A 25,163-nucleotide genomic window follows, 5' to 3' on the forward strand; every position below is an offset into this window, starting at 1 on the left:
CCCATGGACACTCTTCACTACCTGGGCCTCGGCTTCGGCGTAGCCCTGACCCCCTATAACCTGCTGACCGCGCTGTGCGGCACCCTGATCGGCACCGTGGTCGGCCTGCTGCCGGGCCTGGGGCCGGTCAACGGCGTGGCCCTGCTGATCCCGATCGCCTTCGCCCTCGGCCTGCCGCCGGAAACCGCGCTGATCCTGCTGGCGGCGGTGTACCTGGGCTGCGAATACGGCGGGCGAATTTCCTCGATCCTGCTGAACATCCCCGGTGAAGCCTCGGCGGTGATGACCACCCTCGACGGCTACCCCCTGGCCCAGCAGGGCAAGGCCGGTATCGCCCTGTCGCTGTCGGCCTGGAGCTCCTTTATCGGCGGCACCATCGCCACCATCGGCGTGGTCCTGTTCGCCCCACTGCTGGCCAAGTGGGCGGTGGCTTTCGGGCCGGCCGAGTACTTCGTGCTGATGGTCTTCGCCGTGGCCTGCCTGGCCGGCATGGCCGATAACAAGCCGCTGAAGACGGCCATCGCCGCGCTCATCGGCCTGGTCCTGTCCTGTGTCGGCATCGACGCCAACAGCGGTGTATATCGTTTCACCTTCGGCAGCCTCGGCCTGGCCGATGGCATCCAGTTCATCGTCCTGGTGCTTGGCCTGTTCAGCATCAGCGAGATCCTGGTGCTGCTGGAGCGCACCCATCATGGCCACAAGGCGGTCTCGGCCACCGGGCGCATGCTGTTCAACCTCAAGGAAGGCGCCTCGGTGCTGGCCACCAACCTGCGCAGCGGCGTGGTCGGCTTCGTCCTCGGCGTGCTGCCCGGTGCCGGCGCGACCCTGGCCAGTGCCGTGGCCTACATGTCCGAGAAACGCATGGCGACCCGCGACAACCGGTTCGGCAAGGGCGACCTGCGCGGCCTGGCGGCGCCGGAAACCGCCAACAGCGGCGCGGCCTGTGGCTCCATGGTGCCGATGCTGACCCTCGGCGTGCCCGGCTCTGGCACCACCGCGGTGATGCTCGGCGCGCTGACGCTGTACAACATCACTCCGGGGCCGATGCTGTTCCAGAACCAGCCAGACGTCGTGTGGGGGCTGATCGCCTCGTTGTTCGTCGCCAACGTCATGCTGCTGGTGATGAACGTGCCGATGGTGCGCGTCTTTACCCGCATCCTCGCGGTGCCGACCTGGGCGCTGGTGCCGGCCATCGCCATCATCACCTCGATCGGCGTGTACGCGGTGCATTCCACCACCTTCGACCTGTTCCTGATGATCGGCATCGGCGTATGCGGCTACATCCTGCGCAAGCTCGATTACTCGCTGTCGGCGGTACTGCTCGGTTTCATCCTGGGCGGGATGATGGAGGACAACCTGCGCCGTGCGCTGTCACTGTCCAACGGCGAGCTGAGCATCCTCTGGGGCAGCCCGATCACCCTGGCGGTGTGGGCGCTGGTGGCACTGATGGTGGCCTTACCGATGCTGCGCGCCTGGCGTGGTCGCCAACGCGCCGCCCTGCAGGCCGCCAGCTGAGGCTCGTCGCATACCCGAGGAGGGCAAGGGCGAGTTACTCGCCCTTGCAGCACAGACCATGCATATCGCCATACCCGACGACTACCAGCACGTCATTCGCTCCCTCGACTGTTTCTCCCGGCTCGAGGGTCACCGGGTCAGCCTGTTTCATGACGCCCAGAGCGACCTGGAAGTGCTGGCGCAGCGCTTCGCCGACGCCGACGCCCTGGTGCTGACCCGCGAGCGTACGCGGATCGATGCCGATCTGCTGGCGCGCCTGCCCCGCCTCAAGCTGATCAGCCAGACCGGCAAGGTTGGCCCCCATGTCGACCTCGAGGCCTGCACCGCTCGGGGTGTCGCGGTGATGGAGGGCCGCGGTTCGCCCATCGCCCCGGCGGAACTGACCTGGGCACTGATACTCAACGCCCGGCGCCAGCTGCTGCCGGCCATCCAGGGCCTGTACGCGGGGCACTGGCAGACCAATCTCGGCGAACGCCTGTATGGCCAGACCCTGGGCATCTGGGGTTACGGGCGGATCGGCCAGCGCCTGGCGCGCTACGCCCAGGCCTTCGAGATGTCCGTGGTGGTATGGGGCAGCCAGGCCTCGCGGGACGCGGCGGTGCGCGATGGCCATCGTGCCGCCGACTCCAGGCAGGCGTTCTTTGCCGAGGTCGATGTCCTCAGCCTCCACCTGCGGCTGACGGAGAGCACCCGGCATTGCGTTGCCCGCGACGACCTGCTGCAGATGAAACCCGGCGCCCTGCTGGTCAACACCAGCCGTGCGCAACTGCTCGCCCCAGGCGCCTTGCTCGAGGCATTGAGCGCAGGCCGTCCCGGGTATGCGGCACTGGACGTACTGGAAGATGAGCCGGTGCTGGACGAAGCCCATCCACTGCTCAACCACCCACGGGTCCTCTGCACACCGCACCTGGGCTACGTCGAAAAGCACAGCTACGAGCTGTATTTCGGCGATGCCTTCGCCAACGTGCAGGCGTTCTTCAGTGGCGAGCCTTGCGAGCTGGTCAACCCCAGGGCGCGGCCACGTTGCCCGCCAGAACAGCCGAGCACAGCCGGCCTATTTGGCGGGCAAGGCGACAGCTGATCACTCATCGAAGACATCAATCAACTGCGGCCTGGGCCTGAAAGTCACCCCAGCCGGGAGAGCCTCAGCGTGCACCTTTCACTGAAGAAGAAGATCCTGCTGCTTACCTTGGTTCCGCTACTGCTATTCGCCGCCGTCTTGAGCGGCACTGCCAGCCAGGTGCTGATCGGCCTAGCGGAATCCGAAGTGACCGAGGCGCGGGAGCGTCTGCTAGAGGAAAGCCGCTCCCGCCTCATTGACTACGCCAGCATCGCCCAGAGCATGCTCGCGCCCCTCTACCAGGAGACCGCAGAGGGCGATATGCGGAGTCGGGCGCAGGCCGTGCGCCTGCTGTCCGCGATCAAGTACGGCAAGGACGGTTATTTCTTCGGCTACGACAGCGATGTGGTGCGCATCTTTCGCGGCGACAGCAGCGAAGGCGTAGGCACCAACATGCGCGACCGCAAGGACAAGAACGGGGTATACCTCAACCGCGACATGGTCGCTGCGGCCAAGGACGGCACGCATTTCATCCACTACACCGGCGCAGTGGTCGGCACTGATCAGGTCGTCCCCAAGCTAGCCTACGGCTTCTACCTGCCCAAGTGGGACCTCGTGGTGCTCACCGCGGTCAATCTCGATGGCATAGACGCCCAGGTGGCGCAGATACGCCAGCGAATTGAGGCACGCACCGAAGGCATCGTCAGCATCATCGTGGCGGTCGCGCTGGCTGCGATCCTGGTGCTGGGCGCCCTCGCTCCGTTCATGGTCAAAGCCAGCCTACGGCCACTGGGCAAAATCAGCGCCAGCCTCGACGAAATCGCCTCCGGCGAAGGGGACCTCACCCAGCGTCTGCCAGTCACCAGCCGGGATGAGATCGGCCAGTTGGCCGGCTCGTTCAATCGCTTCCTCGACAGCATTCATGGGCTGGTACGGCAGATCACCGATATCACGGCAGAGCTGACCACCCGGGGCGCCCAAGTAACGACCCAGGCTCGACGCGCCGAGCAGGCGATGCAACAACAGCGGCAGGAAACCGATCAGGTCGCCACTGCGATCAATGAGATGTCGGCGTCGGCACTGGAGGTTTCGGCCAGCGCCCAGCGCGCGGCCAATGCGGCCCAGGAGGCCGACAGGCAAGGTCGGGACGCCAGGCATGTGGTCGATGGCAGCATCGAGCACATTCACGGTCTGGTGACCGACATCCAGACCAGCAGCGGGTCGCTGGACAGCTTGCAGGAGGACGTATCGTCCATCTCCAATGTGCTGGATGTGATTCGCTCGATCGCCGAACAGACCAATCTTCTGGCGCTCAACGCCGCGATCGAGGCCGCCCGCGCCGGCGATGCCGGCCGCGGCTTTGCGGTCGTCGCCGATGAGGTCCGTGCGTTGGCGGGCAGGACCCAGCAGAGCACCCAGGAAATCCAAGCCATGATCGACCGACTGCAGGGCGGTACCCGAAACGCCGTCGCGGCGATGGGTCAGTCCAGCGAAGCCGGCAGACGTGCCAGCGAGCATGCCAACCAGGCCGAACGCGCCCTGGTCACCATCGCCGACCTGATTGCCACCATCAATGCAATGAACGCCCAGATAGCCTGCGCAGCCGAAGAGCAGACCTCGGTCGCCGAACAGATCAATCGCAGCGTTCAACAGATCGCCCAGTCCGTCGATCAAGTCGCCGACGAAACGCTGCGCAGCACCCAGACGATTGAAGCCTTGAACGCTCTGGGCGGGCGTCTCGGAACCTTGGTGCACAGGTTCAAGGTCTGAGCCTCACTGGCTGGTCAGACGCACGGTGCCCGCCCAGCACTGGCCAATGAAGAGCAAAAAGCCCCGGCACTGGGCCGGGGCTTTCTTGTTGCTGAAGGCCGCTTAGAACTGCGACGCGTCGAGCAGGTACAGGCTCTCGCTGCCGGCCTTGACCGAGGCGCTGAGCGAGTGGATGCGCGGCAGCAGGCGGGCGAAGTAGAAGCGCGCGGTGCCGAGCTTGCTGGCGTAGAAGTCGTCCTCGCCTTCCTTGCCCAGGGCGGCCTTGGCCATCAACGCCCACATGTAGGCGTAGGCGGTGTAGCCGAACACGTGCAGGTACTCGACCGAGGCGGCGCCGATCTCGTTCGGGTTGACCTTGGCCCGCTCCAGCAGGTCGGCGGTCATCTGCTCGAGGTTGGCGATGGCGCCCTTGAGCGGCTCGGTGAACTCGGCCAGGCTGCTGTCGGCCGAGTCGGTGAAGGCCTTGATCTCTTCGGCGAAGTGCTTGTAGAAGGCACCGCCGCTGCCGATCACCTTGCGCCCGACCAGGTCGAGCGCCTGGATGCCGTTGGTGCCTTCGTAGATCTGGGTGATGCGGCAGTCGCGCACCAGCTGCTCCTGGCCCCACTCACGGATGAAGCCGTGGCCGCCGAACACCTGCTGGCCGTGGATGGTGGTCTCCAGGCCCATGTCGGTGAGGAAGGCCTTGGCCACCGGAGTCAGCAGGGCCACCAGTTCCTCGGCGCGCTTGCGCGTGGCGGCGTCTTCGCTGAACTTGGCGGTGTCCAGTTGCATGGCCACGTAGCTGGAGAAGGCGCGACCACCCTCGTTCAGCGCCTTCATGGTCAGCAGCATGCGCCGTACATCGGGATGGACGATGATCGGGTCGGCGACCTTGTCCTTCTCCTGCGGGCCGGTCGGCGCGCGGCTCTGGATGCGCTCGCGGGCGTACTCGATGGCGCTCTGGTAGGAACGCTCGCCGGTGGCCAGGCCCTGGATGCCGACGCCCAGGCGCTCGTAGTTCATCATGGTGAACATGGCCGCCAGGCCCTTGTTCGGCGCATCGATGATCCAGCCGGTGGCGCCGTCGAAGTTCATCACGCAGGTGGCCGAGGCCTTGATGCCCATCTTGTGTTCGATGGAGCCGCAAGACAGGCTGTTCTTCTCACCCAGCGAGCCGTCGGCATTGACCAGGAACTTGGGCACCAGGAACAGCGAGATGCCCTTCGGCCCTGCCGGGGCGTCCGGCAGCTTGGCCAGCACCAGGTGAATGATGTTCTCGGTGAGGTCGTGCTCGCCGCCGGTGATGAAGATCTTGGTGCCGCTGATCTTGTAGCTGCCGTCGGCCTGGGGCTCGGCCTTGGTGCGAATGATGCCCAGGTCGGTGCCGGCGTGCGGCTCGGTCAGGCACATGGAGCCCGCCCAGGTGCCTTCGTACATCTTCGGCAGGTACTGCTGCTTGAGCTCTTCGCTGGCGTGGGCATGGATCGACAGGCAGGCGCCCGCCGTCAGCATGGGATAGAGGCCAAAGGACAGGTTGGCCGAGTTGACCATCTCCTCGACCTGGGCCGAGATCACCTTGGGCATGCCCATGCCACCGAATGCCGGATCGCCGCCGACACCGACCCAGCCGCCTTCGGCGTAGGCCCGGTAGGCTGCGGGGAAGCCGGCCGGGGTGCGCACGGCGCCGTTGTCCCAGGAGCAACCTTCCTCGTCGCCGCTGCGGTTCAGCGGGGCGATCAGCCCGGCGGTGACCTTGCCGGCCTCCTCGAGGATCGCACTGGCGGTGTCTTCATCCACCACCTCGGCCAGGGCCGGCAGTTCGGCCCACAGCTTGGATACTTCGAACACTTCGTTGAGCACGAAGCGCATGTCGCGCAGGGGAGCTTGGTAATCAGCCATGGGAAATCCTCGAACATACCAACGGACTTACAACAGGATTGAGAGCCTACCAAGGAAACATTCGATACGCATAAGGTCTTTTTGTGACCAATCGTAATTCCCGCGTCACGAAATCACTTCCACGCGCCAGAACCAGGTGCTCGGCTGTTCGCCCGAATCACAACTCGCCAACCCCTCCAGCCGGCTCAGTCGGCACTGTGGCTGGCCAGCCAGTCCCATAACTTCTGCGCCGGTTCGCGCAGCTGGCGCCTGCGCGGGCGCACCAGCCAGAAGCGCTCCGGGGTGGCCACGAACAGGTCGAAGACCGGCACCAGGCCGAGGCGAACCTCCCGCTGCCAGCGCATGAACAGGTTGCGGTGGGCCAGGGCAATGCCCATGCCCTGGCGCGCCAATTCCAGCGCCATCACCTGGGTGTCGCAACTGACCCGATGGGTGCGCCGCTCCAGCTCCGGGACCCCGGCCGCCGTCAGCCAGGCGCGCCAGCCGACGGCGAAACCCACCGAATGCAGCAGCGTCTCGCCGGCCAGATCCTGGGGACGCTGCAGGCGGGCCGCCAGCTCCGGCGCGGCCAGGGCCATCATCTGCTCTTCGCCCTGGCCCAACGCGATGCACTCGAACTCATCCCAGTCGCCGCGGCCGTAGCGGATCTCCATGTCGGCGCCCTCGCTGCCGAAGTCATTGATCCAGAAGCCGCTGGCCAGGTGCAGGGCCACCTCGGGATGGGCACGGTGAAAGCCGATCAGCCGCGGCGCCAGCCAGGCCTGCTGGGCCAGGGGCGTGGCGCGCAGCGTCACCGGGGCATCCCGCGACAGGCCGAACACCTCGGCCGTGCTGTCGCGCAGACGAGCGAAGGCCGCCTGGATCGACGGCAGCCAGGCCTGCCCGGCCAGGGTCAGGCTCAGGCTGCGCGGATGGCGCACGAACAGTTGCTGGCCAAGCCGGTCCTCCAGCAGGCGGATGCGCTGGCTGACGGCCGACTGGGTGATGTTCAGCTCGCGCCCCGCGGCGGTGAAGCTCAGGGTTCGGGCCGCCACCTCGAACGCCTCCAGCCACAACAGTGGCGGCAATTCCTGGCTCGAGCCCGGCAAGCCTGGCAGCAGGCCACTTGTGACCGAAGCGTAGAGAGGATCGGAACGATGGGCATCTGGCATGACGAAGGCTCCGGGGATACAGACAATGCCGCCAGCATAGCGGCATAAGGCAAAGATAGGTATTAGCTCAGCTTGGCCTTAGAGCACGAAATGATCGTTTGTCAGGCTACCCGGCAAGCCCCACTCTAGACCCGCACCTGGCCTTGGCCGCAGCGCAACTCCTCGGCTGGCCCAGTTCCCTTTACACGCGATGCGCTCTAGCGGAGACACCCGATGACTGCCAGCCTCACCCCCCCAGCCGCAGCCGCCGATTCACTGGGCAGCTCGGTCGACATGAAGGAGTATGGCCACTACGCCAACTCGTTGCCGATCATCGCGGCGCGCTACCAGGACTCAGCCGTACAGGTCGACTGGCAGGTGCTGGAGACCATCGAGAGTGCGGAATTCCCGCTGCTGTGGCTGCGCGATCACTGCGCCTGCGATGTCTGCCGCCATCCGCAGACCTACGAGCGCACCCAGTTCATCCTCGACCTCGATCCGGCAGTCCTGGAAGTCGCCCCGTCTATCTGCGTAGCGGGTGGTCACTTGGCGCTGACCTGGGGCGACGGCCACCTGAGCCGCTTCGATGCCGGCTGGCTGTACCAGCTGCGCCCGCACCAGCAGGCCTGGCAACCGAGCATCGTGCCGGCGAACGTCGCCTGGGCCGAGGACTTCGTCCCTCACCGCACCGACTTCGCCGACTACATGGCCGGCGGCAGCGCGCGCCTGGAATGGCTGCATGCGCTATGCCGCGATGGCTTTGCCATTTTGCAGAACGGCCCGAGCGAAGGCGGCGAGATCGACCAGGTGGCCGCTATCATCGGCCCGATTCACGCCACCAACTTCGGCGGCCGCTTCGAGGTGTTCAGCAAGCCCAAGCCGAACAATGCGGCCTACACCTCGATCGGCCTGGAACTGCACACCGACCTGACCAACTGGAAGAGCCCGCCGGATATCCAGATGCTCTACTGCCTGGCCAACGACGCCCAGGGCGGCGAGTCGATCTTCGCCGATGGCGTTGCGGTGGCCGAGGCGCTGCGCGCCCAGGACCCGGAGGCCTTCCGCCTGCTGGCCGACACCTCGATCGACTGCCGCTTCGCCGACGAGGAGAGCGACATCGTCACCCGTGCGACCGTCATCCGTCTCGACGAGAACGACCAGGTCATCGAGGTACGCTTCAACAACTGGCTACGCGACAGCCTGCGCCTGCCACCGGCGCAGATCATGCCGTGGTACCGCGCCTATATGGCCTTCTGGAAGATCCTGCGCTCGCCGCGTTACCGCCTCGACCTGCGCCTGGGCGCCGGCGAAATGGTCGCCTTCGACAACCGCCGGGTACTGCACGGGCGCAAGAGCTTCGACCCGCAGACCGGACGGCGTCACCTGCAAGGCTGCTATGTGCACTACGACATGGTCGAGTCGGCCCTGCGGGTCACCGCTCGCCAGTCCGCAGGGGTCGGCACCGAGTAGGCTGACAAGGCCTGAACGACACCCGCTCCAACAGACAAAGCCCGCCAAATGGCGGGCTTTGTCTTGGGTTGGCGCTGTTCAGTGCTCGCTTACCCAGTCGACACGCCACTGGCCGGAAACCGCCTCGGCGCTGCTGCCGGCTCAGGCACTCGCCCCGCGCAACCTGACCGCGCCGCGCCGTTGACCGTGGCTGCGGATGCAGTTGCGTCCGGCGCCCTTGGCGCTGTACAGGGCCTGGTCGGCCGCCTTGATCACTTCTTCCGGGTTGCCTTGCAGCGTGCCGCGCTCGGCCACCCCCATGCTCAGCGTCACCGACACTTCGCCGGCACCGGTCCGGCCGCGGCGCCGCCGGCCCTGCTGGTCATCCTCCGGGCGGCTCTGCTTGTCACGCAGCTGCAGGCGATAGCTTTCCACCGCCTGACGCACCGCCTCCAGATGGGGCAGGCACTCCTCGATAGTCCGGCCCGGGAACACCAGGGTGAACTCCTCACCGCCGTAGCGGTAAGCCTTGCCGCCACCACCGACCTTGCGCAGCTGGCTGGCGACGAGACGCAACACCTGGTCGCCGACATCATGACCATGGCTGTCGTTGAACTTCTTGAAGTGATCGACGTCCGCCATGGCGATCACATAGCTGCGGCCCAGGCGTTGCAGGCGCTCGTTCAGCGCGCGCCGGCCCGGCAAGCCGGTCAGCTCATCGCGAAAGGCCATCTGGTAGGCCTCATGGGCCACCGCCGCGACCAGCATCAGCATCACCTGACTGCTCATCACATTCAGCGCATGGGGCTGGGTGAAGATATTCGGCAGCATCCACAACAGGCCGACCAAGCCCAGCAGCTGCGCCGCATGCAGTGGGCGCGGAGCACGCAGGTACTGCACCAGCAGGAGGATGAAACCGAGCAGGAACAAGGGATAGGCCAACTGCACCAGGCTCATCCACTCGCCATGCAGGGCCGGCCAGCGGATCACCGCCAGCCACTGCAACAGCGCCTGCGGATAGCGCTGCGCCAGCGCCAGGGCGACGCTCCCCAGCGCCAGCAGCACCGCGGCACGGGCCACCAGGTCCTGCAGCAGATGGGTACGCTCGCGCCACGCCGCGTACATGCCGTAGAGCAGTGGCAGCAGCACGCTGCACAGGTGGAAGACCAACGCCGCATCGCCGCGCACCCGGCCCTCGGCGCGGTAGTAATCGAGCTGAATATCCAGGAGGAAGTAGCCCAGGTAAAGCACCAGCAGCAGGAACAGCTCACGCTGGCGGCCGTACACCAGGCAGAAGGTTCCGCCCAGCAGCAGCAGCAGGGTCGGCAGCACGTTGAACAGGGAGGTGAAGAATTCGCTCAGGCTCGGCAGTCCGCCCGCCAGCATGCCGCCACTGAGCAGCAGCAGCGAGGGCAGAAAATGGCTGAGGCGCACGGCAGCGAGGCGCGACAAGGCAAACTCCAGAGACAACACCGACAGCGCTGAGGAGCTGGCATTTTGCCAGACAGACCCCGAACCAATACTTGGCCCAGTGCACAAATTGCGCACGTGGCGTCGCAGGGCCTCGTTCGATCCGCGCCCGCAGAACGGGCATAAAAAAACCGCCGCCTTTCGGCAGCGGTTCTTCAGTGGAGCGCGCGACCGGACTCAGTAGCCCAGGGCGAAATCCTCTTCGCTCATGTCCATCAGGTTGTTGGCACCGGACAGCATGGTTTCGGCGTGGGCGCGGGTACGCGGCAGGATGCGCTGGAAGTAGAAGCGCGCGGTCTGCAGCTTGGCCTTGTAGAACGCCGCGTCTTCAGTGCCGGCAGCCAGCTTCTCGGCGGCCAGGCGCGCCATGTCGGCCCAGAAGTACGCCAGGCAGGCATAACCGGAGTACATCAGGTAGTCCACCGATGCGGCGCCGACTTCTTCGCGGTCCTTCATCGCGGCCATACCGACCTTCATGGTCAGCTCGCCCCACTCCTTGTTCAGCTTGGCCAGGGGCTCGACGAACTCCTTGACCGCGTCGTTGCCTTCGTTGCTCTGGCAGAACTTGTGGACGATCTTGGTGAAGCCCTTCAGCGCCTCGCCCTGGGTCATGAGGATCTTGCGACCCAGCAGGTCGAGGGCCTGAACGCCGGTGGTACCTTCGTACATCATGGAGATGCGGCAGTCACGCAGGTTCTGCTCCATGCCCCACTCGCTGATGAAGCCGTGGCCACCGTAGATCTGCATGCCGTGGGAGGCGGACTCGAAGCCCACTTCGGTCATGAAGGCCTTGGCGATCGGGGTGAGGAAGGCCAGCAGCGCGTCGGCCTGCTTCTTCTCGGCCTCGTCCTGGCTGTACTTGACGATGTCGACCTGCTTGGCGGTGAAGTAGACCATGGCGCGGTTGCCTTCGGCGAACGCCTTCATGGTCAACAGCATGCGGCGCACGTCCGGATGCACGATGATCGGGTCGGCGGCCTTGTCCGGCGCCTTCGGGCCGGTCAGGGAACGCATCTGCAGACGCTCGCGGGCATACTTCAGGCCACCCTGGAAGGCCAGCTCGGCATGGGCCACGCCCTGCAGCGCGGTACCCAGGCGGGCGGTGTTCATGAAGGTGAACATGCAGTTCAGGCCCTTGTTGGCCGGGCCGATCAGGTAGCCAGTAGCGCCGTCGAAGTTCATCACGCAGGTGGCGTTACCGTGGATGCCCATCTTGTGCTCGATCGAGCCACAGGTCACGGCATTGCGCTCGCCTACGCCGCCTTCGGCATTCGGCAGGAACTTCGGCACGATGAACAGGGAAATACCCTTGGTGCCGGCCGGAGCGTCGGGCAGGCGGGCCAGGACGATATGGACGATGTTATCGGCCATGTCGTGCTCACCGGCGGAGATGAAGATCTTGGTGCCGCTGACCTTGTAGCTGCCGTCGGCCTGAGGCTCGGCCTTGGTGCGCAGCATGCCCAGGTCGGTGCCGCAGTGCGGCTCGGTCAGGCACATGGTGCCGGTCCACTCGCCGGACACCAGCTTGGTCAGGTAGGTGTGCTTCTGCTCGTCGGTGCCGTGGGCGTCCAGGGTGTTCATCGCACCATGGGACAGGCCCGGGTACATGCCCCACGACCAGTTGGCGGTACCGACCATCTCGCTCAGCACCAGGCCGAGCGACTCCGGCAGGCCCTGGCCGCCGTGGTTGACGTCATGGGCCAGGCTCGGCCAGCCACCTTCGACATACTGTTTGTAGGCTTCCTTGAAACCGGTCGGGGTCTTCACGCCCGACTCGCTCCAGGTGCAGCCTTCGGTATCACCCACACGGTTCAGCGGCGACAGCACCTGCTCACAGAACTTGGCGCCCTCTTCGAGGATGGCGTCGACCATGTCCGGAGTAGCGTCTTGGCAGCCAGGCAGGCTCTGATAGTGCGCTTCGTAGCCGAGCAGTTCGTCGCGAACGAAACGAATATCACGCAAGGGGGCCTTGTAATCAGGCATAGCGGTTAACCTCTGCGGTGGACTCTGAGTGTGTGGGTGACCGTCACGACGGTCGCTGCGGGGTCATTCCCGACTGCCTGAGCGACTATAGGCCGGCAAGCAATCAAACGCATGTTTGAAACATACGTTTACGCCCCACCCTTGTCAAGCACCTGCGCAGCACAGACTACGCCGCGGGCACGACAAAGTGCTTCGATCTCGATGAGGTGTCTTGCCGGCGATAGAGCCGCAGATCGGCGCCTGACCGGACATCCTGCGGCTGCGCCCGGCGCTGCTGCAGCACGCGGAAACTGGACGCGCCCCGGTCGGGCGCAGCGCTCTGCACGGGCGCGTCGTGGACAGCGCTGGAGGCGTGGAAGTGAGTGGGCGAGGCGGGAAGGAGCGGCAGCGGCGCGACTGCCAGCGAGCAAGACGCCATTGCGCCGCCGATCTGCATCAGCCTCTCCTTACCACTGGTCGGCTTTTGGACTGCGTTGCTGGGTCAAGCGGAGTCTGGGTGCAGCAGGGCAGCGCTCCGCCCTGGCGGACGGCCGCTCAGGCCTTGGTGTCGATCAGGGTGCCCAGCACTTCATCGGCGGTCTTCACCAGCCGTGCGCCGACCTGCGCCTCATGCTGGCCGACGCGCAAGGCCACCAGGCTTTCGCTCAGGTCGGCGGGAGCGTCGGCATGCGACTCGGGCGTTGCATCGACGCGGCTTTGTTCCGGCGCTGGCGCGGCAAGCGCAGCACCGGCGATCTCGGTCGCCGCCTGATCGATGCGCCGCTGGCCAGACTGAATGCTGCTGATGCCCGCGCTGAAGGTGCTGCCGGAGATTTCCATGAGTTAGCTCCCCTGGGGGAAAGACGCCGTAGACCTGCATTGAAGCAGAAAACATCCGGCCGACCTACTGGCATTTGGTAATGGCAAAAGGCCGCCTTATAACGCAACCCCGAGCCGGGCGAGGTCGAGATGCGCGGCCACGGCCGCCGGCAGCGGCTGGTCCAGGCGCGGCACCCGCCCCAGGCAGGGCGCCGGCAGGCGCTCGACCAGGGTCGCCAGGTTTTCCTCGAGGCGCGAGGTCTGCGGGTCGACCACGTTGGCCACCCAACCGGCCAGCGGCAAGCCGTCACGGGCGATCGCCTCGGCGGTCAGCACCGCCTGGTTGATGCACCCCAGGCGCACGCCCACCACCAGGATCACCGGCAGCTGCAGGCTGATCACCAGATCCGACAGGGACGCCTGGCCATCCAGCGGCACGCGCCAGCCCCCCGCCCCCTCGACCAGGGTGAAGTCGGCGCCCTTGTCCAGGATCCGCTGCACCGGCCCGCGCAAGGTCGCCACGTCCAGCACCGCGCCGACCTCGCGAGCAGCCAGGTGGGGGGCGATGGCCGGTTCGAATGGCAGCGGGTTGACCTCCTCGTAGCGCAGATCGAGGCTGCATTCCCCCAGCAGGGCCAGGGCATCCTCGTTGCGCAGCCCGTCCGGCGTGCGCACGCAGCCAGAGGCCACCGGCTTGGCCGCCGCGGTGCTGAGACCGGCGCACCGCGCCGCATGCAGCAGGCCGGCGGCGATGGTGGTCTTGCCGATCTCGGTATCGGTGCCGGTGACGAAGTAGGCGTAGCTCATGTCGATTGTTCCTTCCCGACCTGCCGCCTGGCGGCGGCGTTCATTTCAAGGCTGTTTCTGCAGCATACCGTAGACCACCTGGTAGGTGGCCGGCAGGCCCTGGGGCTGGCGAAAGCGCTCATAGGCCTCGACCAGCGCGAGGATGCGCGCGCGGCCGGTCAATCCGCCCGGGCGTCCCGGGTTGAGGTTGTGCGCGCCCAGCGCTTTCAACTCATGGGTGAGACTGCGCAGGTCGGCGTAGTGCAGCGCCTCGGCCCGGGTTTCCAGGGTCGATAGCAGCATGCCGCTGGCGGCGCACAACTGCTGGTAGTCGGCGAAGCGACGGAAGCGGTTGACGTGGACGAAGCCGTCCACCGCCTGCCAGCTGTCGCGCAGTTCCTGCAGGGTGCCCACGCACAGGCTGCTGAACGCCAGCACGCCGCCGGGGCGCAACACCCGCCGGGCCTCGTCCAGCACTGCGCGGAAGTCCGCACACCACTGCAGCGCCAGGCTGGAAAACAGCAGATCGCAGCACGCGTCGCGCAACGGCAGACGCTCGGCGTCACCGGCGATGAAGCGCTGCGCGCCCCCCAGTGGCCGGGCATGGCGCAGCATGCCTTCGGCGATATCCAGGGCGACGCCCTCGGCTGCCGGGAAGCGTTCGCCGAGGGCGCGACTGAAATGCCCGGTGCCGCAGCCCAGGTCGAGCCAGCGCTGCGGCTCGAGCCGCGCGGGCAGCCGCGCCAGCAACTGATTGCCGACGCTGCGCTGCAGTGCCGCGACGCTGTCGTAGCTGTCGGCGGCGCGGGAAAAGGATGCGGCGACCTGGCGCTTGTCGGGCAGGCCGCTGGTGGATTGGCTCAGGCGTTCACTCATCGCCGGCCTCGTGAAGGAAGGCCTGAATTGCCGCCGCCACTTCATGGGGTCGCTCGAGGACGAAGGCGTGACTGGCCGTGTCGATCAGACCGACCTCGACATCCGGCAACAACTCGAGCAGGGCCGCCGGCGCCTCGGCCGGCACCAGCGCATCGAGGCCGGCGAACAGGTGCAGCTGCGGGCCGACGAAGGCCTGCAGGGCGGCGCGGGTGTCCAGCGCCGCGAGCAGGTCGAGTCCACTCAGCAACCGCTGCGCGGACTCTTGCGGGGCGGCACCGAGAATCTGACGGGACAGCCCGCGGGCATCGCCTGCCCCTTGGGCGCAGAGCAGGGCGAAACGCTTCAGGGTCGCCGCCGCATCGCGGGCGCAGCCCTGGCGGAACGCGGCGAAGGTGTCCGCCGGCATCGCCGCGGGCCAGCCCGCCTCGGCGACGAAACACGGGTTGCTGGCCAGGCACAGCAGGCCGCTGCAGCGCTCGCCGCGCCGCGCCGCCAGTTCCGCCGCGAGCATGCCACCGAGGGACCAGCCGCCCAGCCAGGCATCCTCGGGCAAGTTGGCATCCAGCTCGTCGAGCCAGGCCTCGGCGTCGCCGCTATCCAGCCGTGGCAGCGGCTCGATCTGCACCCGCAGGCGCGGATCCAGGCCGCGCAGGGCCTCGGCCAGGGGCTCGAGGGGCGCCGTGCCCAGGCCCCAGCCGGGCAGCAGGATCAACCGGTCACGCATCACCGCGCTCCTCTTCCCCGCCAGCCAGTTGCGGCCAGCACTCGGCCAGCGCCTCGAGCAGCAGGTCCAGTTGCTCCACGCTGTGGTCCGCGGACAGGGTCACGCGCAGGCGCGCACTGCCGGCCGGCACGGTCGGCGGGCGGATCGCGGTGACCAGCAGGCCGCGCTCACGGAGCATCTGCGACAGGCGCAGGGCGCGGCCGCTGTCGCCGACCAGGATCGGTTGAATCGGCGTGGCGCTGTCCATCAGCTGCAGGCCGATGGCCGCGGCGCCGGCGCGAAAGCGCGCGACCAACAGGTTCAAGTGTTCGCGCCGCCAGTGCTCGCTGCGCAGCAACTCCAGGCTCTTCAGAGTGGCGCAGGCCAGGGCCGGTGGCTGGCTGGTGGTGTAGATGTAGGGACGGGCGAACTGCACCAGGGTCTCGATCAGTTCCTCACTGCCGGCGACGAAGGCGCCAGCGGTGCCGAAGGCCTTGCCCAGGGTGCCGACCAGCACCTGCACATCGTCCGCGCCCAGGCCGAAGTGCTCGACGATGCCGCCGCCGTTGGCGCCGAGCGGGCCGAAACCATGGGCATCATCGACCATCACCCAGGCCCCTTTGCGCCGCGCCTCGGCACAGAGGGCCGGCAGGTCGGCGAGGTCGCCGTCCATGCTGAACACGCCGTCGCTCACCACCAGGGTGTTGCCGGCGGCCTTGTCCAGGCGCGCGGCCAGGCTGGCGGCATCGTTGTGCAGGTAGCGCGAGAAACGCGCGCCACTGAGCAGGCCGGCGTCCAGCAAGGATGCGTGGTTGAGCCGATCCTCCAGCACCGTGTCGCCCTGGCCGAGCAGTGCGGTCACGGCGCCGAGGTTGGCCATGTAGCCGGTGGAGAACAGCAAGGCACGCGGGCGCCCGCAGAATTCGGCCAGCGCCTCCTCCAGCTCGTGGTGCGGCGTGCTGTGGCCGATCACCAGGTGCGAGGCGCCGCCACCGACGCCCCAGCGCCGGGCACCGGCCTGCCAGGCTTCGATCACCTGGGGATGATTGGCCAGGCCGAGGTAGTCGTTGGAACAGAAGGCCAGCAGCTCGCGGCCATCGACCCGCACCTGCGGGCCTTGCGGCGAATCCAGCAGGGGCCGCTGACGGTAGAGATTGGCCGCCCGGCGTTCGGCGAGGCGTGAGGCGAGATCGAAGCTCATGGCAAGACCCGGTGGATAACCGCAAGCGGGTTATCCACCCTGCAGAGGACTACGTAGGGTGGAGCGCGGCGCGCAGCTGGCGCGCCGTCCATCCACCGCGCGACTTCAGCTTGCGGCGTTGTAGAACAGCTTGGCGTCGCGCTGCTCGACCAACGCCTGCTCGATGGCCGCCTGGTGCACCTCGTCGCCGTGTTCCTCGCGTTCCTCGGGCTTGATGCCGAGGCGGGCGAACAGCTGCATGTCCTTGTCCGCCTGGGGGTTGGCGGTGGTCAGCAGCTTCTCGCCGTAGAAGATCGAGTTGGCACCGGCGAAGAAGGCCAGGGCCTGCATCTGCTCGTTCATCTGCTCACGGCCGGCGGACAGGCGCACGTGGGACTGCGGCATCATGATCCGCGCCACCGCGAGCATGCGGATGAAGTCGAAGGGGTCGACGTCCTGTTCGTCGGCCAGCGGCGTGCCCTGGACCTTGACCAGCATGTTGATCGGCACCGATTCCGGGTGCTCCGGCAGGTTGGCCAACTGGATCAGCAGGCCGGCGCGGTCGTCCAGCGACTCGCCCATGCCGAGGATGCCGCCCGAGCAGATCTTCATCCCCGACTCGCGCACATGGGCCAGGGTCTCCAGGCGCTCGGAATAGGTGCGGGTGGTGATGATGTTGCCGTAGAACTCCGGCGAGGTATCCAGGTTGTGGTTGTAGTAGTCGAGGCCGGCTTCGGCCAGGGCCTGGGTCTGCTCCTTGCTCAGCTTGCCCAGGGTCATGCAGGTTTCCAGGCCGAGGGCCTTGACCCCTTCGACCATCTTCAGCACGTAGGGCATGTCCTTGGCCGACGGATGTTTCCAGGCCGCGCCCATGCAGAAACGGGTGGAACCGATGGCCTTGGCCTCGGCCGCCGCCTCCAGCACCTTCTGCACCTCCATCAGCTTTTCCTTGTCCAGGCCGGTGTTGTAATGGCCGGACTGAGGGCAGTACTTGCAGTCTTCCGGGCAGGCGCCGGTCTTGATCGACAGCAGGGTCGAGACCTGCACGCGGTTGGCATCGAAGTGCGCGCGGTGCACGGTCTGGGCCTGGAACAGCAGGTCGTTGAAGGGTTGCTGGAAGAGCGCCTTGACCTCGGCGAGGGTCCAGTCGTGACGCAGTTCGGCGGCTGTAGTAGCGCTCATGATCGATTCCTTGTGGGCGGCAACGGCCTGCTAGAGTCAGCAGGCACGACACGGATGTCCGGCATATTTATGGAAGGCCCATGCGCTGTCAACCTGGCAACAGGCCATCGGTTTACCAATGGTTGAAAAACAAACAGACCTGCATGCTCTGCGATGAACCCGCGGACCTGAAACACGCCCTGTGCAGCGACTGCGAGGGCGAGCTGCCCTGGCTGGGCGAACACTGCCAGGTCTGCGCCCTGCCACTGCCCGGCGCCGGGCTGACCTGCGGCGAGTGCCTGCGCCGGCCGCCGGCGTTCGACCGGGTCACGGCGCCGTGGCGCTACGGCTTCCCGCTGGACAGCCTGATCAACCGCTTCAAGCACCAGGCCCAGTGGCCTCTGGGACGTCTGCTCGGCGAGCTTTTGTCACATCACCTGCGCCACGCCTTCGAGGAAGGGCTGCCACGCCCCGACCTGCTGCTCGCGGTGCCGCTGGCAGCTGCACGCCAGCGCCGGCGCGGCTTCAACCAAGCGCAGCTGCTCAGCCAGTGGCTCAGCCACAGCCTGCAACTGCCGCAGCAGCCGCACTGGCTGCTGCGCACCAGCGACACCCAGGCCCAGCAGCAACTGGATGCCGGCGCACGCCGGCGCAACCTGCGCCGGGCCTTCGCCCTGGCGCCCGCGAGCCGGGTGCAAGGCCTGCACCTGGCCCTGGTCGACGACGTGCTGACCACCGGCGCCACCGCCGAGAGCCTGGCGCGCCTGCTGAAGCGCGCCGGCGCGGCGCGGGTCGATGTCTACTGCCTGGCCCGCACGCCCAAGCCGGGCGAGCGCTGAACGCGCGCCGCCTCGCTGGGCGCAAGGGGGTACACTGTGCGATCAATGCCGCGGAGTCGCCCATGTCCCATCCCTTTGACGCCCTCACCCCCGACCTGGTCCTGGATGCCGTGGAAAGCCTCGGCTACCTCAGCGATGCGCGGATACTGGCGCTCAACAGCTACGAGAACCGCGTCTACCAGGTGGGCATCGAAGACCAGACGCCGCTGATCGCCAAGTTCTACCGGCCGCAACGCTGGAGCGATGCGGCGATCCGCGAGGAACACAACTTCAGCTTCGAGCTGGCCGAGTGCGAGGTGCCGGTGGTGGCGCCGCTGGCCCGCGATGGCGAAACCCTGTTCGAGCACGCCGGCTTCCGCTTCGCCCTGTTCCCCCGGCGCGGCGGCCGCGCCCCGGAGCCGGGCAATCTGGACCAGCTGTACCGCCTCGGCCAGCTGCTCGGCCGCCTGCACGCGGTCGGTTCGACCCGGCCGTTCAGTCACCGCGAGCACCTCGGCGTGGACAACTACGGCCACGCCTCGCTCGCCACCCTGCTGGACGGCGGCTTCATCCCGCGCAGCCTGCTGCCGGCCTATGAGTCGGTGGCGCGCGACCTGCTCAAGCGGCTCGACGGCCTGTTCGCCAGCACTCCGGTGCAAGCGATTCGCCTGCACGGCGACTGCCATCCCGGCAACCTGCTGTGCCGCGACGAGACCTTCCACATGGTCGACCTCGACGACTGCCGCATGGGCCCGGCGGTGCAGGACCTGTGGATGATGCTGGCAGGCCCGCGCCACGAGCGCCTCGGCCAGCTGTCCGAGCTGATGGACGGCTACCAAGAGTTCCACGACTTCAACCCTCGCGAGCTGCCCCTGATCGAAGGCCTGCGCGCTCTGCGCCTGATGCACTACAGCGCCTGGCTGGCGCGCCGCTGGGACGACCCGGCCTTCCCCCACAGTTTCCCCTGGTTCGGCACGGAACGTTACTGGGGCGAGCAGGTGCTGATGCTGCGTGAGCAGCTGGCGGCGCTGGACGAGGAGCCGCTCAAGCTGTTTTGAGCCCCCCGATCACGGACGAGCGAGGAACCTTCTGTGCATATAGTCGAACGCTGGTTTGGCGCCGGGTTTAACCAGTTTCACCCTCTGCTGCAGCTACTGCATCGCCAGGGTGGTCGGCTGTACGGTCAAGTCGACCTGCAATTAGGCAACGGTCTAGCCGGCCTTGTGGGCGCACGCCTGGTAGCCCGTCTCGGCATCCCGACGACGCAACCGCGGGTCGACTTTCAGGTCGAGATTCACTCAGATGCAGTAGCCCTGCACTGGAATCGCTGCTTCGCCGATACAGTTCAGCTCCGCTCGGCGTTTCAACCCAAAGGAAGTTGGCCGCACGGCTATTGGCTGGAAACAACTGGAGCGCTGACCCTGGCATTAGCGGTGGATGTTCGCGAGGGCGGCTGGTATTGGCAGCCGCTCAGGGCCTGGCTGCACGGCATCCCCATACCCTTATGGCTGCTCCCCCGAACCCAGGCCTATAAACGTATCGAAAACGGCCTGTATCACTTTTACGTCGGCTTCAGCCTCCCCCTGCTCGGCAAACTGTTCAGTTACAGCGGAGCGCTGCAGGCCGAGGCACCAGCAACCGGGCCGTACAGCTAAACAGCACTACAGTTGCGGCCAAGCCGTAAAGCCAGGCTTACACTAATTGCTCGGCAGGCAGCGCCGGCGAAGCTGAACGACCAGACAAGTGCCGGTGCGGACAACTAGAATCCCTGGCCTTTAGTTAGCAGCCTAAGCAAGGACTCCGCATGGCCACCGTCGACCCGCGCCGCGGGTATATTCTGGGCCTCACCGCCTACATCATCTGGGGCCTGTTCCCTCTCTACTTCAAAGCCATCCAGAATGTCCCGGCGCTGGAGATCATCGTCCACCGGGTGCTCTGGTCGGCACTGTTCGGCGCCGCCCTGCTGCTGGCCTGGAAGCACCCGGGCTGGCTGCGCGAATTGCGCGAGCACCCCAGGCGCCTCGCGGTACTGGCCGCCTGCGGCTCGCTGATTGCCTGCAACTGGCTGGTGTATGTGTGGGCGGTGAACAACGAACGCATGCTCGAGGCCAGCCTGGGCTACTACATCAACCCGCTGATCAATGTCCTGCTCGGCCTGCTGCTACTCGGCGAGCGCCTGCGCCGCCTGCAGTGGCTGGCCGTGGCCCTGGCCGCCCTGGGCGTGGCGCAACAGGTGTGGCAGCTGGGCAGCCTGCCCTGGGTATCACTGGTGCTGGCGCTGACCTTCGGTTTCTACGGCTTGATCCGCAAGCAGGCGCCTGTCGCCGCGTTGCCGGGCCTGGTGGTGGAAACCTGGATGCTGCTGCCGGTCGCCCTGGCCTGGCTGCTGCTGCACCCCGCCGCGATGAGCAGCCAGGCCCCCTTCTGGGGCACCAGCGAAGCCCTCTGGCTGATGGCCGCCGGGCCGATCACCCTGGTGCCGCTGGTCTGCTTCAACGCCGCCGCGCGTCATCTGCCCTATACCACCCTGGGCTTTCTGCAATACATCGCCCCGACCCTGGTGCTGCTGCTGGCGGTGCTGGTGTACGGCGAACACTTCGACCCGGCCAAGCTACTGGCCTTCGTCTGCATCTGGGCCGGCCTGGCGCTGTACAGCCTGGACGCCTGGCTGACCCTGCGGCGCCGCGGCCGGAGCTGATTGCCTGGCCAGCGCTTCGGCTGGACGGGACAATCCTCGCTGGCTCGCCGCCAGGCATCCATAGGCTGATGCCCGGCGGACAACTGGACAATAAACGAGCAGTTCGGCGCAGCCCGCGCCGGACCAGGCCTGCAGCCAGCCATCCCGACCTTATCCACAGAATGATCCCCGATCTCTGTGCACAAGCCTTTGAAATTGCTGGTTTTTTAATCAGATCTCGGCAGGCCGCGGGGCACTAGCGCGCGCACCGCCGCCCCCCAGGTTATCCACAGCCCTACGCACATCAGCCGTGGATATCCGCGCTCGACCGGCCCCTTAGTTCTCGGTGCGCAGGTTGAGCTCGACCATCAGGTCGTCGGCCAGGGCCTCCAGCTTGCCCTGCAGCACCTCCAGGGACAGCTCCAGCGGCACCGCCAGCAACGCCTCGGCGTGGAACAGCGGTTCGCTGCTCATGGGCGCCGGCATCACCTCGGTGACCAGGCTCTCCAGGTTGACTCCCTGGGCGGTGAGCAGGCTGGTGATGTCACGGACGATGCCAGGGCGGTCGTTGCCGACCAGGTCGAGGAGTATCGGCTTCCAGCTGCACACCGGCTCCGCGCCGCTGTCGGCCAGCAGCACGCGGATGCCCTGGGCGCCGAGGCCCTGCAGTTCCTCGACCAGCTCGGCGCGCGCCTCGGCCGGCACGGCGATGCGCAGTATCCCGGCGAATTGCCCGGCCATGCGCGACATGCGGCTCTCCAGCCAGTTGCCGCCGTGGTTGGCCACGCATTGGGCGACGCGCTCGACCAGCCCCGGCTGATCCTGGGCGATAACAGTAAGTACCAGGTGCTCCATGGAAAGCCTCTCATCGTTTCAGGTGTAGACAGCGCCGGCAGCGTCCGCGCCAGTGGCATCAAGGGGTGCGGCTAGACAGCTGCAGCCAGTAGGTAAAGAACACTTCATCACGCACATAACCGAGGCGCTCGTACAGCGCCTGGGCCTCCAGATTGCCCTTCCCCGTCTCCAGCTGCAATCCGCAGGCGCCGCTCGCTTCGGCATGCACCCGCGCGGCGTTCATCAGCGCGCTGCCGACACCGCGCCGGCGCGCCGCCGGTGCCACGTAGAGATCGCTCAACAGCCAGGCCGGTCGCAGTGCCAGGGACGCGAAGTAGGGATAGAGCTGCACGAAACCGAGGGCGCCGCCGGTCGCGTCTCGCCCGACCAGCAGGGTCGAGTCGCCGCGACTCAGGCGCTCGGCGAGAAAGGCGCGGACCGCGGACGGGGACCTGTCCACCTGATAGAAACGCAGATAGGCGGCGAAGAGCTCGACCAGCGCCTCGAGATCCTCTGTAGTGGCTGCGGCTACACGCATCGCTCGGCTCCCTCGGATGATCATCGCAGTATAGGCAGGCGCCGCTCGCACCGGCCGGGCGCCCCGAACAATAAGTCGTATACCGCTCAACTCGCTTTATGAAACAATAATTACAGAAATTTAATACAAAGCGCTCATGCCGTGACTGCAAAGCACTTTACGGTCGCAGAACGACGCGACCCCCGCTGATTTTCCGATAATCTTGATGTAGTATGCCGCGCCTCGGACTACAAGACGTAACCCCCGGGTTCCACGCGGCTATTAAGTAGAGCTGAAGAGCTGAGCAGAGTGAGGCAAGTGATGACTGAACGCGTTCAAGTCGGTGGCCTGCAGGTCGCCAAAGTGCTGTTCGACTTCGTTAACAACGAAGCCATCCCCGGGACCGGCATCACCGCCGACAAGTTCTGGAGCGGTGTCGAGGCCGTGATCAACGAACTGGCGCCGAAGAACCGCGCCCTGCTGGCCAAGCGCGACCAGCTGCAGGCGCAGATCGACGCCTGGCACCAGGCCCGCGCCGGCCAGGCCCACGATGCCGCGGCCTACAAGGCCTTCCTCGAGGAAATCGGCTACCTGCTGCCGCAGCCGGCCGACTTCAAGATCAGCACGCAGAACGTCGACGACGAGATCGCCCACCTGGCCGGCCCGCAGCTGGTGGTGCCGGTGATGAACGCGCGCTTCGCCCTGAACGCCTCCAACGCCCGTTGGGGCTCGCTGTACGACGCACTGTACGGCACCGACGTGATCGGCGAAGACGGTGGCGCCGAGAAGGGCAAGGGCTACAACAAGGTCCGCGGCGACAAGGTCATCGCCTTCGCCCGCGCCTTCCTCGACCAGGCCGCGCCCCTGGCGGCCGGCTCCCATGTCGACGCCACCGGCTATCGCATCGAGGGCGCCCGCCTGCTGGTCAGCCTCAAGGGCGGCAGCAACACCGGCCTGCGCGACGACGCCCAGCTGGTCGGCTTCCAGGGCGACGCCCATGCGCCGTTCGCCATCCTGCTCAAGCACAACGGCCTGCACTTCGAGATCCAGATCGACGCCAGCAGCCCGATTGGCAGCACCGACGCCGCCGGGGTCAAGGACGTGCTGATGGAAGCCGCCCTGACCACCATCATGGACTGCGAAGACTCGGTCGCCGCCGTCGATGCCGACGACAAGGTGGTGGTCTACCGCAACTGGCTGGGCCTGATGAAGGGCGACCTGGCCGAGCAGGTGTCCAAGGGTGGCCAGACCTTCACCCGCACCATGAACCCGGACCGCGTCTACACCCAGCCGGATGGCAGCGAGCTGACCTTGCACGGCCGCTCCCTGCTGTTCGTGCGCAACGTCGGCCACCTGATGACCATCGACGCCATCGTCGACAGCCAGGGTTTCGAGGTGCCGGAAGGCATGATGGACGGCCTGATCACCAGCCTGATCGCCATCCACAACCTCAACGGCAACACCAGCCGCCACAACACCCGCACCGGCAGCGTGTATATCGTCAAGCCGAAGATGCACGGCCCGGAGGAAGTCGCCTTCACCAACGAGCTGTTCGCCCGCGTCGAGGACGTCCTCGGCCTGCCGCGCAACACCCTCAAGGTCGGCATCATGGACGAGGAGCGCCGCACCACAGTCAACCTCAAGGCCTGCATCCAGGCCGCCAGCGAGCGCGTGGTGTTCATCAACACCGGCTTCCTCGACCGCACCGGTGACGAAATCCACACCTCCATGGAGGCCGGCGCCATGGTGCGCAAGGCGGCCATGAAGGCCGAGAAGTGGATCGGCGCCTACGAGAACAACAACGTCGACGTCGGCCTGGCCTGCGGCCTGCAGGGCCGCGCGCAGATCGGCAAGGGCATGTGGGCCATGCCCGACCTGATGGCCGGCATGCTCGAGCAGAAGGTCGCCCACCCGTTGTCCGGCGCCAACACCGCCTGGGTGCCCTCGCCGACCGCCGCCACCCTGCACGCCCTGCACTACCACCAGGTCGACGTGTTCGCCCGCCAGGCCGAACTGGCCCAGCGCACCCCGGCTTCGGTCGACGACATCCTGAGCATCCCGCTGGCCGCCGACACCAACTGGTCGGCCGAGGAAATCCAGAACGAACTGGACAACAATGCCCAGGGCATCCTCGGTTACGTGGTGCGCTGGGTCGACCAGGGCGTCGGCTGCTCCAAGGTGCCGGACATCAACGACGTCGGTCTGATGGAAGACCGCGCCACCCTGCGCATCTCCAGCCAGCTGCTGGCCAACTGGCTGCGCCACGGCATCGCCAGCGAGGAGCAGATCGTCGCCAGCCTCAAGCGCATGGCGCCGGTGGTCGACCGGCAGAACGCGGGCGACCCGCTGTACCGGCCGATGGCGCCCGACTTCGACAACAACATCGCCTTCCAGGCCGCCCTGGAACTGGTGGTCGAAGGCGCCAAGCAGCCCAATGGCTACACCGAGCCGGTGCTGCACCGTCGGCGCCGCGAGTTCAAGGCCAAGAACGGCCTGTAACCTGCAGCTGCTGCCATAAAGAACCGCCCTCCGGGGCGGTTTTTTTATGCTCTAGA

Annotated in this window: 22 protein-coding genes and 1 pseudogene; 10 read left to right on the forward strand and 13 right to left on the reverse strand. The window is 66.6% G+C overall.

From position 1 onward, the window contains the following. Positions 1–3: 3 nt before the first annotated feature. The 4 genes and pseudogenes from LPB260_RS18090 (at position 4) to LPB260_RS29465 (ending at position 4,345) form a co-directional block, all read left to right on the forward strand. Positions 4–1,515, forward strand: a complete 1,512-nt coding sequence (locus LPB260_RS18090) for a tripartite tricarboxylate transporter permease (protein WP_208707183.1) — start codon at positions 4–6, stop codon at positions 1,513–1,515. 58 nt (positions 1,516–1,573) lie between these two features. After that, complete coding sequence (locus LPB260_RS18095) at positions 1,574–2,596, forward strand: D-2-hydroxyacid dehydrogenase family protein (RefSeq protein ID WP_208707184.1); 1,023 nt, start codon at positions 1,574–1,576, stop codon at positions 2,594–2,596. Between the two features lie 186 nt (positions 2,597–2,782). Then, positions 2,783–3,487, forward strand: a pseudogene (locus tag LPB260_RS29460) (cache domain-containing protein); the annotation flags it as partial. 102 nt (positions 3,488–3,589) lie between these two features. Further along, positions 3,590–4,345: a methyl-accepting chemotaxis protein gene (locus tag LPB260_RS29465; RefSeq protein WP_371926162.1), complete on the forward strand. Its 756-nt coding sequence runs from the start codon at positions 3,590–3,592 to the stop codon at positions 4,343–4,345. A gap of 102 nt (positions 4,346–4,447) precedes the next feature. On the opposite strand, the gene LPB260_RS18105 is transcribed toward LPB260_RS29465, so the two are convergent. Together LPB260_RS18105 and LPB260_RS18110 are read right to left on the reverse strand one after the other, a co-directional pair. Then, complete coding sequence (locus LPB260_RS18105; protein WP_208707186.1) at positions 4,448–6,226, reverse strand: acyl-CoA dehydrogenase C-terminal domain-containing protein; 1,779 nt, start codon at positions 6,224–6,226, stop codon at positions 4,448–4,450. A 185-nt stretch (positions 6,227–6,411) separates the two neighbouring features. After that, complete coding sequence (locus LPB260_RS18110) at positions 6,412–7,377, reverse strand: LysR substrate-binding domain-containing protein (protein ID WP_208707187.1); 966 nt, start codon at positions 7,375–7,377, stop codon at positions 6,412–6,414. Positions 7,378–7,590: 213 nt separating this feature from the next. On the opposite strand from LPB260_RS18110, the gene LPB260_RS18115 reads away from it, so the two are divergent. Then, positions 7,591–8,826, forward strand: coding sequence for a TauD/TfdA family dioxygenase (locus LPB260_RS18115; protein ID WP_218281500.1), 1,236 nt, complete (start codon positions 7,591–7,593; stop codon positions 8,824–8,826). Between the two features lie 141 nt (positions 8,827–8,967). On the opposite strand, the gene LPB260_RS18120 is transcribed toward LPB260_RS18115, so the two are convergent. The 9 genes from LPB260_RS18120 to bioB all read right to left on the reverse strand — a co-directional run bounded on the left by LPB260_RS18120 (position 8,968) and on the right by bioB (position 17,783). After that, a complete protein-coding gene (locus tag LPB260_RS18120; RefSeq protein WP_208707188.1) occupies positions 8,968–10,257 on the reverse strand; it encodes a diguanylate cyclase in 1,290 nt (429 codons plus the stop codon). A 195-nt stretch (positions 10,258–10,452) separates the two neighbouring features. After that, positions 10,453–12,258 (reverse strand): acyl-CoA dehydrogenase C-terminal domain-containing protein, encoded by a 1,806-nt coding sequence (locus LPB260_RS18125; RefSeq protein WP_208707189.1) that lies wholly within the window; start codon positions 12,256–12,258, stop codon positions 10,453–10,455. 166 nt (positions 12,259–12,424) lie between these two features. Then, positions 12,425–12,694, reverse strand: a complete 270-nt coding sequence (locus LPB260_RS18130) for a hypothetical protein (RefSeq protein ID WP_208707190.1) — start codon at positions 12,692–12,694, stop codon at positions 12,425–12,427. Between the two features lie 98 nt (positions 12,695–12,792). Continuing rightward, positions 12,793–13,077: a hypothetical protein gene (locus LPB260_RS18135; RefSeq protein WP_208707191.1), complete on the reverse strand. Its 285-nt coding sequence runs from the start codon at positions 13,075–13,077 to the stop codon at positions 12,793–12,795. A gap of 96 nt (positions 13,078–13,173) precedes the next feature. Beyond that, the gene (bioD, locus tag LPB260_RS18140) at positions 13,174–13,863 is read right to left on the reverse strand and encodes a dethiobiotin synthase (protein ID WP_208707192.1); all 690 of its coding nucleotides are present in this window, start codon (positions 13,861–13,863) and stop codon (positions 13,174–13,176) included. A 45-nt stretch (positions 13,864–13,908) separates the two neighbouring features. Continuing rightward, entirely contained in the window at positions 13,909–14,718 is an 810-nt protein-coding gene (bioC, locus tag LPB260_RS18145) for a malonyl-ACP O-methyltransferase BioC (RefSeq protein WP_208707193.1), read from the reverse strand. Continuing rightward, positions 14,711–15,442, reverse strand: coding sequence for an alpha/beta fold hydrolase (locus LPB260_RS18150; protein WP_208707194.1), 732 nt, complete (start codon positions 15,440–15,442; stop codon positions 14,711–14,713). The genes bioC and LPB260_RS18150 overlap by 8 nt, the downstream gene beginning before the upstream one ends. Then, entirely contained in the window at positions 15,435–16,622 is a 1,188-nt protein-coding gene (gene bioF / locus LPB260_RS18155) for an 8-amino-7-oxononanoate synthase (protein ID WP_208707195.1), read from the reverse strand. The genes LPB260_RS18150 and bioF overlap by 8 nt, the downstream gene beginning before the upstream one ends. Positions 16,623–16,727: 105 nt before the next feature. Continuing rightward, entirely contained in the window at positions 16,728–17,783 is a 1,056-nt protein-coding gene (gene bioB, locus LPB260_RS18160; protein WP_208707196.1) for a biotin synthase BioB, read from the reverse strand. Between the two features lie 80 nt (positions 17,784–17,863). Between bioB and LPB260_RS18165 the strand changes: the two genes are divergently transcribed. The 4 genes from LPB260_RS18165 (at position 17,864) to rarD (ending at position 21,278) form a co-directional block, all read left to right on the forward strand. Further along, positions 17,864–18,601, forward strand: coding sequence for a ComF family protein (locus LPB260_RS18165; protein WP_208707197.1), 738 nt, complete (start codon positions 17,864–17,866; stop codon positions 18,599–18,601). Between the two features lie 62 nt (positions 18,602–18,663). Then, on the forward strand, positions 18,664–19,638 hold the full coding sequence (locus LPB260_RS18170) for a serine/threonine protein kinase (protein WP_208707198.1): 975 nt from the start codon (positions 18,664–18,666) through the stop codon (positions 19,636–19,638). A gap of 33 nt (positions 19,639–19,671) precedes the next feature. Then, positions 19,672–20,235 carry a DUF4166 domain-containing protein gene (locus LPB260_RS18175; protein ID WP_208707199.1) on the forward strand — a complete coding sequence of 188 codons (564 nt, stop codon included), beginning with the start codon at positions 19,672–19,674 and terminating at the stop codon, positions 20,233–20,235. Between the two features lie 149 nt (positions 20,236–20,384). Beyond that, on the forward strand, positions 20,385–21,278 hold the full coding sequence (gene rarD / locus LPB260_RS18180; RefSeq protein ID WP_208707200.1) for an EamA family transporter RarD: 894 nt from the start codon (positions 20,385–20,387) through the stop codon (positions 21,276–21,278). A gap of 315 nt (positions 21,279–21,593) precedes the next feature. On the opposite strand, the gene LPB260_RS18185 is transcribed toward rarD, so the two are convergent. Both LPB260_RS18185 and LPB260_RS18190 read right to left on the reverse strand, forming a co-directional pair. Further along, complete coding sequence (locus tag LPB260_RS18185; RefSeq protein WP_208707201.1) at positions 21,594–22,112, reverse strand: glycine cleavage system protein R; 519 nt, start codon at positions 22,110–22,112, stop codon at positions 21,594–21,596. 58 nt (positions 22,113–22,170) lie between these two features. Then, positions 22,171–22,629 (reverse strand): GNAT family N-acetyltransferase, encoded by a 459-nt coding sequence (locus LPB260_RS18190; protein ID WP_208707202.1) that lies wholly within the window; start codon positions 22,627–22,629, stop codon positions 22,171–22,173. A 300-nt stretch (positions 22,630–22,929) separates the two neighbouring features. Between LPB260_RS18190 and LPB260_RS18195 the strand changes: the two genes are divergently transcribed. After that, positions 22,930–25,107, forward strand: coding sequence for a malate synthase G (locus LPB260_RS18195; protein ID WP_208707203.1), 2,178 nt, complete (start codon positions 22,930–22,932; stop codon positions 25,105–25,107). Positions 25,108–25,163 lie beyond the last annotated feature (56 nt).

This window comes from Pseudomonas sp. LPB0260 (assembly GCF_013388395.1).